The organism is Bradyrhizobium sp. 6(2017) (genome assembly GCF_011058295.2).
Classification (GTDB): domain Bacteria; phylum Pseudomonadota; class Alphaproteobacteria; order Rhizobiales; family Xanthobacteraceae; genus Bradyrhizobium; species Bradyrhizobium septentrionale.
Genome location: NZ_CP049289.2, coordinates 3,713,114 through 3,725,217, shown reverse-complemented (window position 1 = coordinate 3,725,217; position 12,104 = coordinate 3,713,114). Strand labels below are relative to the sequence as shown.

At 65.6% G+C, this 12,104-nt stretch carries 14 protein-coding genes; 4 read left to right on the top strand and 10 right to left on the bottom strand.

What is annotated here, in order from left to right; genetic code table 11:
- Positions 1–82 precede the first annotated feature (82 nt).
- The 3 genes from G6P99_RS17305 to G6P99_RS17295 are packed head-to-tail and all read right to left on the bottom strand — an operon-like array spanning position 83 to position 3,014.
- The gene (locus tag G6P99_RS17305) at positions 83–1,132 is read right to left on the bottom strand and encodes a hydroxyacid dehydrogenase (RefSeq protein ID WP_029082307.1); all 1,050 of its coding nucleotides are present in this window, start codon (positions 1,130–1,132) and stop codon (positions 83–85) included.
- A 15-nt stretch (positions 1,133–1,147) separates the two neighbouring features.
- On the bottom strand, positions 1,148–2,044 hold the full coding sequence (locus tag G6P99_RS17300) for an amidohydrolase family protein (RefSeq protein WP_165128789.1): 897 nt from the start codon (positions 2,042–2,044) through the stop codon (positions 1,148–1,150).
- A 4-nt stretch (positions 2,045–2,048) separates the two neighbouring features.
- Positions 2,049–3,014, bottom strand: a complete 966-nt coding sequence (locus G6P99_RS17295; protein WP_029082309.1) for a Bug family tripartite tricarboxylate transporter substrate binding protein — start codon at positions 3,012–3,014, stop codon at positions 2,049–2,051.
- Between the two features lie 173 nt (positions 3,015–3,187).
- Here G6P99_RS17295 and G6P99_RS17290 point away from each other — a divergent pair, with 173 nt between their 5' ends.
- Positions 3,188–3,736, top strand: coding sequence for a thiamine pyrophosphate-binding protein (locus G6P99_RS17290; RefSeq protein WP_029082310.1), 549 nt, complete (start codon positions 3,188–3,190; stop codon positions 3,734–3,736).
- An 8-nt stretch (positions 3,737–3,744) separates the two neighbouring features.
- A complete protein-coding gene (locus G6P99_RS17285; protein ID WP_035977274.1) occupies positions 3,745–4,347 on the top strand; it encodes a thiamine pyrophosphate-dependent enzyme in 603 nt (200 codons plus the stop codon).
- A 119-nt stretch (positions 4,348–4,466) separates the two neighbouring features.
- Here G6P99_RS17285 and G6P99_RS17280 read toward each other — a convergent pair whose 3' ends face one another.
- The 4 genes from G6P99_RS17280 to G6P99_RS17265 all read right to left on the bottom strand — a co-directional run bounded on the left by G6P99_RS17280 (position 4,467) and on the right by G6P99_RS17265 (position 7,657).
- On the bottom strand, positions 4,467–5,528 hold the full coding sequence (locus G6P99_RS17280; RefSeq protein WP_165128787.1) for a ketopantoate reductase family protein: 1,062 nt from the start codon (positions 5,526–5,528) through the stop codon (positions 4,467–4,469).
- Between the two features lie 192 nt (positions 5,529–5,720).
- A complete protein-coding gene (locus tag G6P99_RS17275) occupies positions 5,721–6,110 on the bottom strand; it encodes a DUF1236 domain-containing protein (RefSeq protein ID WP_029082313.1) in 390 nt (129 codons plus the stop codon).
- Between the two features lie 209 nt (positions 6,111–6,319).
- Complete coding sequence (locus G6P99_RS17270) at positions 6,320–7,093, bottom strand: NYN domain-containing protein (protein WP_029082314.1); 774 nt, start codon at positions 7,091–7,093, stop codon at positions 6,320–6,322.
- Positions 7,094–7,249: 156 nt separating this feature from the next.
- Positions 7,250–7,657, bottom strand: a complete 408-nt coding sequence (locus G6P99_RS17265; RefSeq protein ID WP_029082315.1) for a hypothetical protein — start codon at positions 7,655–7,657, stop codon at positions 7,250–7,252.
- A 364-nt stretch (positions 7,658–8,021) separates the two neighbouring features.
- Between G6P99_RS17265 and G6P99_RS17260 the strand changes: the two genes are divergently transcribed.
- Together G6P99_RS17260 and G6P99_RS17255 are read left to right on the top strand one after the other, a co-directional pair.
- Positions 8,022–9,434, top strand: a complete 1,413-nt coding sequence (locus G6P99_RS17260; RefSeq protein ID WP_165128785.1) for an MFS transporter — start codon at positions 8,022–8,024, stop codon at positions 9,432–9,434.
- A 116-nt stretch (positions 9,435–9,550) separates the two neighbouring features.
- A complete protein-coding gene (locus tag G6P99_RS17255) occupies positions 9,551–10,309 on the top strand; it encodes a GntR family transcriptional regulator (protein WP_165128783.1) in 759 nt (252 codons plus the stop codon).
- 104 nt (positions 10,310–10,413) lie between these two features.
- Here G6P99_RS17255 and G6P99_RS17250 read toward each other — a convergent pair whose 3' ends face one another.
- From G6P99_RS17250 to G6P99_RS17240, 3 genes are read right to left on the bottom strand one after another with little or no spacing between them, the layout of a single operon-like run.
- Positions 10,414–11,523 (bottom strand): Zn-dependent alcohol dehydrogenase, encoded by a 1,110-nt coding sequence (locus G6P99_RS17250; protein WP_165128781.1) that lies wholly within the window; start codon positions 11,521–11,523, stop codon positions 10,414–10,416.
- A gap of 36 nt (positions 11,524–11,559) precedes the next feature.
- Positions 11,560–11,868: a DUF6166 domain-containing protein gene (locus G6P99_RS17245; RefSeq protein ID WP_029082319.1), complete on the bottom strand. Its 309-nt coding sequence runs from the start codon at positions 11,866–11,868 to the stop codon at positions 11,560–11,562.
- A gap of 28 nt (positions 11,869–11,896) precedes the next feature.
- Positions 11,897–12,094, bottom strand: coding sequence for a hypothetical protein (locus G6P99_RS17240; protein WP_029082320.1), 198 nt, complete (start codon positions 12,092–12,094; stop codon positions 11,897–11,899).
- Positions 12,095–12,104: the final 10 nt, after the last annotated feature.

Here is a 12,104-nt window from a genome sequence, read left to right as displayed (position 1 = left end):
GTATGACCGGCACCGGGCTTAACGGGGCCATCACGATGCGACGCCGACGCCCCAGGCACACGATATTCCACACTCCCGTCTGCTACTGCGGCATGAACCCGAACGCCTTCTCGAACCGCTTCGCGTAAACCGGCCAGACTTCGGGGTTGATGATGCGCGGCGGGCGCTTGCCGTCGAGCGCATCGAGGATCTGCTCGGCGGCGATCCGGCCCATGTTGATGCGCGCCTCCCGGGTGACGCCGGCCGTGTGCGGGCTTGCCAGCACATTGTCGAACTGCAGCAGCGGATGATCCGGTGGCGGCGGTTCCTTGGACCAGACGTCGAGGCCGGCGCCGGCAATGCGTTTGTCGCGCAATGCACCCTCAAGCGCCTTCTCGTCATGGATGAAGCCGCGCGCGGTGGTGACGAAATACGCGTGCGGCTGCATCAGCGCGAATTCGCGCGCGTCGATCATGCTTCTGCTCTTGCTGTCCAGCGGGCAGGAGATCGAGACGAAATCGGCGCGGCGCAAGAGATCGTCGAGCTCGACCTTCTCGCCGCCCCGCTTCGCCATCTCTTCCGCCGTGAGATACGGATCGTAGGCGATCACTTTCATGTGCAGCAGGCCCTTGCACAGCTCGGCGATGCGGCGACCGACATTGCCGAGGCCGACGATGCCGACGGTCTTGTCCTTCAGCTCGTTGCCGATCAGGTCGTTGCGGTTGACATTGGCCTCGCGGCGCAGCCGGCGGTCGGACTGGATGATGCGCTTCGACAGCGTCAGCATCATGCCGAGCGCGTGCTCGGCGACCGAATTGGCATTGCCGCCGGACTGATTGACCACCAGCACGCCCGCCGCCGTGCAGGCATCGACGTCGACGGGATCGAACCCGGCGCCGTTCGAGGAGACGATCAAGAGGTTCGGCGCGCGGTTCAACAGCTCGGCATGGGCATGGAAATGCGGTGCCAGCTCATCGCGCGCCGCGCCGATCTGATAGGCATGCGCGTCGGCGAGAACCGGCGCGAACTGCGTCTCCGGTGTGTCGTTCTCGAGACGGTCGAGCCGGACGTCAGGCCGCTTCTTCAAGATATCGACGTAGATCTCATGGGCGAGGTATTTGACGTAGAACACGCGCTTGATGTTGACGGTCATGTCTTCGGACAGCTCTCAGTTTGGGAAGCCATAGAGTTTTGCGGGATTGTCGACGAGGATGCGATGCCGGGCCGCCGCATCCGGCGTCCATTCCTGGAACAGTGTGAGCAGATGGCCGGCGTCGGGCATCTCGCCCTCGACCCGCGGATGCGGCCAGTCGCCGCCCCACACCAGCCGCTCGGAGTTGGCCGCGACCAGCGCCTCGTGGAATGGCCGCGCATCCGGATAATCCGGCGCCCTGAGGCTCAAGCGATGCGCGCCGGACAGTTTCGCCCAGCACCAGCCTTCACCGACCGCGCGCAGCAGGCTCTGAAAGCCCTCGGTGTTGACGCCGGCGCGCGCATCGGTGCGGCCCATGTGATCGACCACGACCGGCAGCCCGAGCGTCTTCAGCGTCGGGATCGTGTCAGGCAAGTCCTTCACATCGATCCAGAGCTGCAGATGCCAGCCGAGCTCGGCCATCACAGCCGCGTGCGTCTCAGCGACGCCGAGCGGAATGCCGCCGCGATAGTGCAACTGGCCGGCGCGGAAGAAATGGTTGAAGCGGAAGCCGCGCACACCGAGCACGTGCCATTGCCGCAGCGTGCCCGCCGCGACATCGGCATCGGCCACCGCGACGCCGCGCAGCCGCGCCGGCTCGCGCTGCAACGCGTCTAGCATCGCCGAATTGTCGTGGCCGTGCGCGCTGCCCTGCACCAGCACGCCGCGGCTGAAGCCGAGCGCATCGAGCATGCCGAGATAGGTCGCAAGCGGCGCGTCCGGCGGCGTGTAGCTGCGATCTCCCGCATAGGGAAAGCGGTCCGCCGGCCCGAACACATGCGCATGGGTATCGCAGGCCTTCGCCGGCAACCTTTCCCTAGGCGGCGTCACCGGACGCGGCGGCAGGCAGGCGGGAATCTCTGACGCAGCCATCGGCTCACTCCGCCTTCATGCCGGCGGCCTTGATGATCGGCCCCCATTTGTCGTAGTCGGCCTTGATCTTGGCTGCGAATGTCTCCGGCGTCGAGCCGATCGGGATCGCGCCAAGCTTGCCGAGACGCTCCTTCACGGCCTCGGTGTTCACTGCCGCGACGAAATCGTGCGAGATTCTTGCGACGAGATCGGCGGGCATGCCGCCAGGGCCGATCAGGCCCCACCACACCTCGGTGTCGTAGCCCGGCACGGTCTCCGACATGCTCGGCACGTCTGGCAGGAACGGCGCGCGCGAGCCCGTCGTCACCGCCAGCGCGCGAACCGTGCCGGCTTGCAACTGCCCGACCGATTCCGGCCCGTTGTTGAACGACATCGGGATTTGTCCGCCAAGCAGATCGTTGATTGCGGGCGCGCCGCCCTTGTAGGGGATCGCGTTGAGATCGATCTTCGCAAGGCTCTTGAGCAGCTCGCCGGCCAGATGGGTCGAGGTGCCGTTGCCGGCATGGGCGAAGGACAGGCTACCCGGCTTTGCCTTCGCCGCAGCGATGACGTCGCCGACCGACTTGAACGGCGAGTCCGCGCGCACCAGCAGCACGTTCGGCGATGACGCGAGCAGCGAGATCGGCGAAAAGTCCTTGAACGTGTCGTAGGGCAGTTTTGGGTAGAGGAAAGGATTGGTGGCGTGGCCGCTCGCCACCATGATCAGATTGTAGCCATCGGGCGCGGAGGTCGCGATCGCCTGCGAGGCGATCACCCCACCGGCGCCCGGCCGATTCTCGACCACGATCGACTGCGTCCAGGATTTTGACACCGCTTCGGCCAGCGTCCGCGTCAGCACATCGACGCCGCCACCGGGCGGATATGGGACGAGAATGTGAACGGCCTTTGCCGGGAACGGCTGCGCGGACGCAAGGCCGGCCATCACCATGGCCGCTGCCGCAATGGCGGTCCGCCAGACCCATCCGGCCATCGACGCCTCCCGTCCCTTTATCGTTACCGTCTCTATCGCACGTTGGTTCGGCGCTGGGATGGCCGAATTCCGCAGATCGCGTTGCGGCCGCGGCATGTTGACAATCGCATGCACGGCGTCAAGTTGCGTGTCGCAAGCGGCCTTAAGCGTCGCGCGCGAACAGGGAGAATGGGATGGCGGCCGCGGAACAAGCCTCGCCTCAGGACAAGGCTACCTGGCACGGCATCGTGCTGCAGACGCTGAAGCGGAACGAGATCAAGCTGGTGCCCTATGTGCCCGACCGGGTGCTGACCACGCTGATCAAGAACCTGCACGCCGATCCCTATTTCACGACGTTTCCGACCGCGCGCGAGGAAGAGGCCGTCGGCATCGTCTCCGGCGCCTGGATGGCCGGAATGCGCGGCGCGGTGCTGATGCAGACCTCGGGCTTTGCGACGCTCGCCAATGTGCTCGCCTCGCTCGCGGTGCCCTACCAGATCCCGCTGATCATGTTTGTCTCCGAGCGCGGCACGCTCGGCGAGTTCAATTACGGCCAGGCGCTGGTATGCCGCACCATGCGCCCGGTGCTGGATTCGCTTGCGATGGAACATCACACCATCACCCGGCTCGACGAGCTCGAATTCATCGCCGACCGCTCGATCAAGCAGGCCGTCGCTACCCAGGCGCCGGTGGCGCTGATCCTCTCGCCGCTGTTGACCGGCGGCAAAACCTTCGACAAGTGAGCGCCGCCATGACCAACACACACGCGCGCAACACCAAGGTGATGAACCGCTTCGACCTCACCCAGCGTCTGGTTGCAAAACTGAAGGACGAGGCCGTGATCGGCGGCATCGGCAACACCAATTTCGACCTGTGGGCCGCCGGCCACCGCCCGCAGAATTTCTATATGCTGGGCAGCATGGGACTTGCGTTTCCGATCGCGCTCGGCGTCGCGCTGGCGCAGCCGAACCGGCGGGTGTTCGCGCTGGAAGGCGACGGTTCGCTGTTGATGCAGCTCGGCTGCCTCTCGACGATTGCGACGCTGGCGCCGAAGAACCTGACGATGGTCGTGATGGACAACGGCATCTACCAGATCACGGGCGCGCAGCCGACGCCTGCCGCCGGCCATGCCGACATCGTCGCGCTCGCGCTTGCCAGCGGCCTTGCCCACTCTTCCTGGGCCGCCGACGAGGATGATTTCGAACGCCTGATCGAGCAGTCGAAATCGGCCTCGGGGCCGTCGCTGATCGGCGTCCGCATCGACGACAAGCCCGGCACCGGCACTACCCGCCGCGACCCCGTGCAGATTCGCGAACGCTTCATGAACGGAATGGGGGTGCGGCAGCTGCTGTAGGGCCTTACGCATCCGACATTGCGAGGAGCGAAGCGACGAAGCAATCCATCTTTCCAGACGTGCGGAAGAATGGATTGCTTCGCTTCGCTCGCAATGACGGTGGGGGTCAGCGACTCCGCTCAATTCATCCGCAACTCCGTGATGTGCCGCGGATCCGGCGCGAGTTCGCCGCGTTCGACGCGCTTGACGATGTCGGTCAGCGCGGCGTTGGCGTTGCAGGCGATACCGAGCTTTTCGCCTTCGCGCACCACGAGGCCGTTCAAAAATTCGATCTCGGTGCGGCGGCCCTTCTGCATGTCCTGGCCCATCGAGGGGCGCTGCGCCGATGACGTGCGCTTGGCATCCTTGAAGCGTTGCGCGTCGCAGGCGCGCGTCGCGGCCTCATCGCCCTCGCCGGCCCGCGCGATGGTCTCTGGCGGCAGATGCAGGATTTCCTCCAGCTGATAGCCCTGCGCCTGCCCGACCCGGATCGCCTCGCTGCCGAGCCGCGTTGAAAAGCGGCGCAGCGGTTCGCTCTGCAGCACCCCGCCGCCCGGCAGGCCGGTGCAGGCCGACAGCCCGTTGCCCATCACATTGGCGACCAGTTTCGACCAGCGCTCGCCCCACAGATTGCCCGTGACTTTTGCGCTGTCGGAATAGCCGACGAGACGGCAAACCTCTTCCGCCCGCGCGGTGATGCGGCCATGCACCTCACCGGCGCGAAACACGGTGTGCTGAGCCCCGCCCTTGCCGGCGCCGCGGTGAATATGGCCGGGCTCGGGCAGATTGACGGTGATGCTGCTCGCGATGCAGCCGAGTGTCTTGCCCCAGCCGACAATGCCGGCGATCGTCTCCTCGTTCATGCAGTTCTGCAGCGACACGACGTAACCATCCGCCGCCAGATATTGCCGGATCAGCATCGTCGCCCAGGCCGTGTCGTACGACTTCAGGCAGACGAAGGCGATGTCGACCGGCTTTTCCTTCGCCAGTTGCTGCGCGTCGGTGACGTGCAGCGCGCGCACCGGCACCGAGAATTCGGCAACGTCCATCGCGTGCGTGACCCGCAGTCCGTGCTTGCGCATGTGCTCGACATGCTCGGGCCAGGGATCGATGAAGGTGACGTCCTCACCGGACTGCACCATATGCGCGCCGGCGTAGCCGCCGACCGCACCCGCGCCGACGATCGCGATCTTCCGACCCATGTTTCCATCCCCTGCTCTTGGCGGACGCTGGCCGCGTCCGCTCGTTGGAGCCAGTCTAGGGGATCAGGCCGTCAGGCCAACCGCTCCGTGCATGCCAAAAGCGGACCTGTGCCATGCCCGTATCATGGGACAAACGAATCCCCGCGGGCGATGTGCCCGCGAGGATGTCGACAGTCAGAAATCCGGGCGCGATCAGTCAATGACCCTCACCACCCTGCGGGTCCGGGAATCCACGATCACGCGGTGATCGTTGACGATCGCATAGTGATATTCGGCGTAGCGCGGCACGGGGTGCAGCACGACCGTATCCGGCAGCGGCTCGCCGACCACGACGCGTTCGCGCACCACCACCGACGGCTCGCCGCGCGGGATCGATCCGATCACCGCATTCGGGATCTCAAGGCCGGCGCCGACCGCAGCACCAACCGTGCCGCCGACGATCTCGCCGACGGGACCTGCGATTTCACCACCGGTCCGCGCACCGTTCGCGGCGCCCGCTGCAGTCGTGGACTGCGCGTAGGCCGAACCGGACGCAAGCAGCGACGCAGCAGCGACAAGGGAAACGGCAAAACGCTTGTTCATCATTCTCCTCCTCCGAGTTGTGAGCTGCCCCTCAACATCGCAAGCAATGAGAACGTTCCAGTTCCAACAGCGCAAACTTGCGCGCAGACTGCGGTTCCGCGCGCAATTCCCTTCAGTTCCTGCGCACATGAAAATGCCGCTTCGGATGATGTCCGAGCGGCATTCATGATCGGTTCAGATTGAGGCGGAGCACAGCAAGCGCGGGCCGCTCATTCCGCAGGTTTTCGCACGGCTCGCCGTCTTGGCGGCCTTGGCGGCGGTGCAGCCGCCGGCTTGACGCGGATTCGCATCGTCCCACCCTTGGACTCGATCTCGAAAGCGTTTGTCCTGCGCACCAGCTCGCCCAGGGTGCGGAAGCCGTACGTCCTCTGATCGAAATCGGACGCCAGATTGGCGAGCTGCCGTCCGACCTCGCCAAGCGTCACCCAGCCGTCCTCGCTCGCCATCTGGCCGATGACCTTCTTGAGGATGGACGTCGCGGCGTCAGGCGGCTGCAACGGCTGGGCACGCATGGCCGCATCCTGATTGCTCGTCACCCCGCCGCGCAAATTCTCGGTATAGACGAACCTGCGGCAGGCCTGCCGAAAACTCTCCGGTGTCTTCTGCTCGCCGAACCCGAACACGTCGATGCCATGCTCGCGGATGCGGGCGGCCAGACGGGTGAAATCGCTGTCGGAGGACACCAGGCAGAAGCCATCGAACCGGCCGCTGTGCAGCAGGTCCATGGCGTCGATGACCAAGGTGATGTCGGACGCATTCTTTCCGGTCGTATAGGCGAACTGCTGCTGGGGGATGATGGCGTGCTTGGACAGCACGTCGGCCCAACCCTTGGATCGCGGATTGGAGAAGTCGCCGTAGATTCGGCGAACGCTGGCCTCGCCGATCTTGGCGATCTCCTCGAACAGCGCATCGGCGATCCGTGCAGATGCATTGTCGGCGTCGATCAGGACGGCGAGTCGGGGCGAACGCAGTTCGGAAGGCATGGCTTTTCTCGGCTGGGAAGCGATGGATCGACGTCTCCGCAAACGGCAGCGGAACCGGTGCGGCCGCCGCATCGGAGCACATCGCGCGTCCCAAGCATAGGCTTGGCGGCCGTCGGGTGGATTTTCGCGGCGACGGCAGCCATCAGGCGGTGCGGATCAGATCACTTCGCCCATGTCGATCGCCCGCCTGGCGAATTCGATGGCCTTCTCGGCGGTGATCGCATCCGCCGTCGTCGTTGCGTCGTCGCGCACCGAGGGCGGAAAGGCGATCCGGATCTTCTTGCCGTTCGACCGGCGGATGGTGGCGCGCCAGCGATCGACATCGCGACGGTAGGCATCGATCACATAATCCTTGTAGGCGACGCCGCTCATGAGCGGCTGCCGCGATGCCATGTCGAGACCGGGCGGCCGGCTTGCGATATCGCGGACCAGTTCGACGATGGCCTCGACAGCATGGTCGCGCGCCACGCCGGTCGCGTCCCTGAGCAGATAGCTGACCGCCGCGTCGATCTGCGCCCTCGCGCGATCGTCGCTTTCAAAATCCGAATCGAGCTGAATTGACATGGTAGGGAAAACGCCTCCTCCGGACGCGCCATCGGATACCTGCCGGGTTCCAGCGCGTGCAATCACGAGACGTTTAGTCCGCCCCCCGTTAAAGCCCGATTATCCGTTAACCCCCGATTTCTCGGATGCCGTTAACCGGGTGGCGATGCCGCTCCGGAGGATGCCCGAAGCGGCATGGATCGTCGACCAGATCACAGCAGGCCCGCGCCGTGCGCCGATTTATCCGCGGCCGCATCCGGCGCCGCAGCCGGGTTCGTACCGCCGATTCCGCACTGATCACCAATTGACATATCACTGCCATCCGTGTGACATTTCATGGACGGGCCGACAAGAGCCCGGCAACGTCCACCTGGGGAGGACAGCCATGACAATTTCCGACGTCACCGCATCGGCCGGAAGCCGGGCTCCGGCCGCCGTCGCGCGCACCGCGCAAGCCCAGCAGGTCGCCGACATCGCGGCACGGCTCGAGCGCCTGCCGCTGACCTCCTATCAGCGCTGGATCTTCGGAATCATCGCAACCGCATGGTTCTTCGACAGCATGGACCTGGCCGCGCTGACCTTCGTGCTCGGCTCGATCCGCCAAACCTTCGGCCTCTCGACGGCGGAAGCCGGGCTGCTGTCCAGCATGAGCTTCCTCGGCATGTTCGTAGGCGCTGCCTCCGCCGGCCTGCTTGCCGACCGTTTCGGCCGCGCCCGCGTCTTCCAGGTCAGCATGATCTTCTGGGGATTGGGCAGCCTGTGCTGCGGTCTCTCGACGACGGCGACCGCGCTCGGCGCATCCCGCCTGCTGCTCGGCTTCGGAATGGGCATGGAGTTTCCGGTCGCGCAGTCGATGGTCTCGGAGATCATGCCGGCCAGGAACCGCGGCCGCTACATCGCTTTCCTCGAAGGGTTTTGGCCGCTCGGCTTCATCGCGTCGGGCCTGTTGACCTACTTCGTGCTGCAGGCCGCCGACTGGCGGTGGGTCTTCATCTTGCAGGCGATCCCGGCCGTCTTCGTGCTTGTGGTGCGACGCTACGTTCCGGAATCGCCGCGCTGGCTCGCGTCCCACGGCTATTCCGAGCGGGCCGAAGCGACCGTGCGCGACATCGAAAGCAGGGTCCGCGATCGTCTCGGCAGCAAGGAACTGCCGCCGGTCGTGCGCCAGGCCGCCGCTCCCGCGTCCGAAGTGACGGGCCTGAGGACGCTGTTTTCAGGCATCTACGCCAAGCGGACCACGATGTTGTGGACCTTGTGGTTCTTCGCGCTGCTCGGCTTCTACGGTCTGACCACGTGGCTCGGCGCGTTGCTGCAGGCCAAGGGATTCCCGATCACCAAATCGGTGTTCTACACGATCCTGATTTCGCTCACGGGCATCCCCGGCTTCCTGGTCTCGGCGTGGCTCGTCGAATCCTGGGGCCGAAAGGCGACGCTGGTGATGAACCTGCTCTGCGGCGCGATCGCCTGCCACTTCTACGGCTCGGCGGCGGACCAGACCCAGCTCATCATTGCCGGTCTCTGCATGCAGTTCTTCCTGTTCGGCATGTGGTCGGCGCTCTACGCCTATACGCCTGAACTGTACCCCACCCATGTCCGTGCCACCGGAACCGGTTTTGCCTCCGCGGTCGGCCGAATCGGCTCACTGATCGGCCCTTATGTGATCGGCGTGATCCTGCCTGCGGCGGGACAGAGCGGCGTGTTCGCACTGGGCGCCGGCGCGTTCGTGGTGGCGGCGCTGGCGGTGCTGTTGCTCGGCGAGGAAACCCGCGGCCGGACGCTGGAGAGCATTTCGCACTGATGATGCGCTGCTGTTCGCCGCATGCGGCCGGATTCGGCGTAGCGCTGATCGACTGGCCTTGTCAGTGCCATCGGGGCGTGTGAGATATCTGCTGTACAGCAGCACGCGTGACCCCGATGGCCGATTCGAACAAGCGATCCAGCACGGTGCGCGCGCGCGCAGCAGGAAGCCGCCGGCCGGCGCGGCGATCGTCCGCCGCCGCCGATAAGCCGCGCGCTGCCGCGCAGGCCCCACTCCCGCAAGGCGACGTCACCCTCACCGATCGCGCCTATGCCGAGTTGGAAGAGCTGATCGTGACCCTGCAACTGCCGCCCGGCACCGCGCTCTCCGAGCTCGTGCTCGCCAAGCGGCTCGACATCGGCCGTACGCCGATTCGCGAGGCGTTGCAGCGGCTGTCGCGCGACGGCCTCGTCAACATCCTGGCCCGTCGCGGCGTGCTGGTGTCCGAGATCGACCTGCGGGCCCAGCTCCGCCTGTTCGAGGTCCGGCGCGAGCTGGAACGGCTGATGGCGCGCGGCGCCGCCGAGCGCGCCACCAGCGAGCAGCGCGCCCAGTTTACCGAGATCGCCGCCGGCATGCGGCGCGCGGCGGAAAAATCCGACGATCTGCTGTTCATGCGGCTGGATCACCAGTTCAACACACTGATCTCAGCGGCATCGCGCAACGAGTTCGCCTCCCGCGCCATGGGCCTGATGCACGGCCTGTCGCGCCGATTCTGGTACCAGCATTACAAGGAAGCGGCCGATCTGCCGCTCGCGGCGCGGCTGCATGCCGACGTCGCCGAAGCCGTCGCCGAGCGCCGCGTCGACGCCGCTGGCGCGGCGTCCGACAGCCTGATCGACTACATCGAAAGTTTTGCACGTTCGACGCTGTGAGAGCTTTAGATCATGATGCGATTACATGAAATCGCATCATGATCTCATCTCTTTGTTTGAGCATGATCTCTTCGGAAAACCGGACCACTTTTCCGGATCATGCTCTAGAACTCGACGACCGTGCGGATCGAGCGGCCGCGCCGCAACGCCTCGAAGCCATCATTGATGCCGTCGAGGGTGCAGCGGCCGGTGATCAGTTCGTCGAGCTTGAGCCGGCCGTCGAGATAGGCCTGCGCCAGCAAAGGGAAGTCGCGCCGTGGCCGCGCCCCGCCGTAGCTCGAGCGGCGAAATCGCTTCTCGCCCATCAACGCCCCCCAGCGGAAACTCACGTCTTGCGTGACGTCGATCTTGCCGAGCCGGATCACCTCACCCCCCGGCCGCACCGCCTCCGCGGTGTGCCGAAACGCCAGCGGATGGCCCGCCGCCTCGAGGATGACGTCAGCGCCCCGCCCGCGCGTCGCCTCCTTTGCGAACTGGACCGGGTCCTGGCGCGCCGCGTTGACGACCTGTGTCGCGCCGAGCGTTCGCGCCAGCGCAAGCTTTGCATCATCGAGGTCGACCGCGATGATCGCGCCGGCGCCGGCGAGCCGGGCGCCCTGCATCGCTGCCAGCCCGACCGCGCCGCAGCCGGTGACCATCACGGTATCGCCATGGCCGATGTCGGCGACGTTCAGCGCGGCGCCAACGCCGGTCATGACGCCGCAGCCGATCAGGCACGCGCGATCGAACGGGATGTCCTTCGGCACGACGATCGCCTGCTGCGCCGGCAGCACGACATATTCCGAGAACGCGCCGAGGAACATCAGATGCGCCAGGCCGCTGCCGCCCGCGAGCTGCGCCTTCGACGCGCCGTCGAAATGCACGCCTTCCGCGCCCCTGGCGAGATAGGTCTCGCACAGGATCGGCTGCCCACGGTCGCAGTGAAAGCAGTGCCCGCAATGCGGATTCCAGGACAGGATCACGTGATCGCCGGCTCGCACGTCACGCACCGCGCTGCCGACCTCCTCGACCACGCCGGCCGCCTCGTGCCCGAGGATCATCGGCAAGGGATAGCGCAGCGATCCGTCGATCACCTCCAGATCGGTGTGGCAGAGCCCCGCGGCACGCACCTTCACCACCACGTCGGTCGGCGCGGGTGGCGCAAGCGAAACGCGCTCGACGGAAAGTGGCGTTCCGCTTTGATGCAGCACCGCCGCGCGACAGGTCAGGGTCATCTCGAAGGGCTCTCTGTCGGAAAAATCAGCGTGGGGTTAGGCCGTCTGCCCGGACCGCAGCGCCGCGACCGCCTCGTCGAGATCGGCGGAGGAAAGTTCCCATTCATTGTCGAAATTGGCGACGACGCGCCTCATGAACACTTCGTGCAACGCCTTCGCCGCAGTGGCGTCGTGCAGATGATCATAGAGCAGCGCGAAGGCCAGTTGTGCCGGCTCCGGCCCCTCATAGCTCCATTCAAAACCGTGTTCGGTGAGCCGAAGCTGGTCGTAATGCGCAGACAGCGGCGCACCGTCGACGAGAACGGAAATTCCGTCGATGGTGCGGTCGCCCGTGTAGCTCGCCATCTGATCCTCCCTGTGCTGCCGCATCATATCAAGATCCCGGCGGGCGCATCTTGAGGTCCTTCTTGACGACCTCGGGGAAGATCCACATCGCGACCGTGGCGAATACGCCAAGGAAGGCGACCGCGTAGCTCGGTCCCGGCTGTCCCAGATAGACCATGAAAAAGTACCCGCAGGCCGCCGTGGCGAGGCACGCCAGCGACAGCATGAGCTTGATGTGGCTTGGCATCGAGACCTCC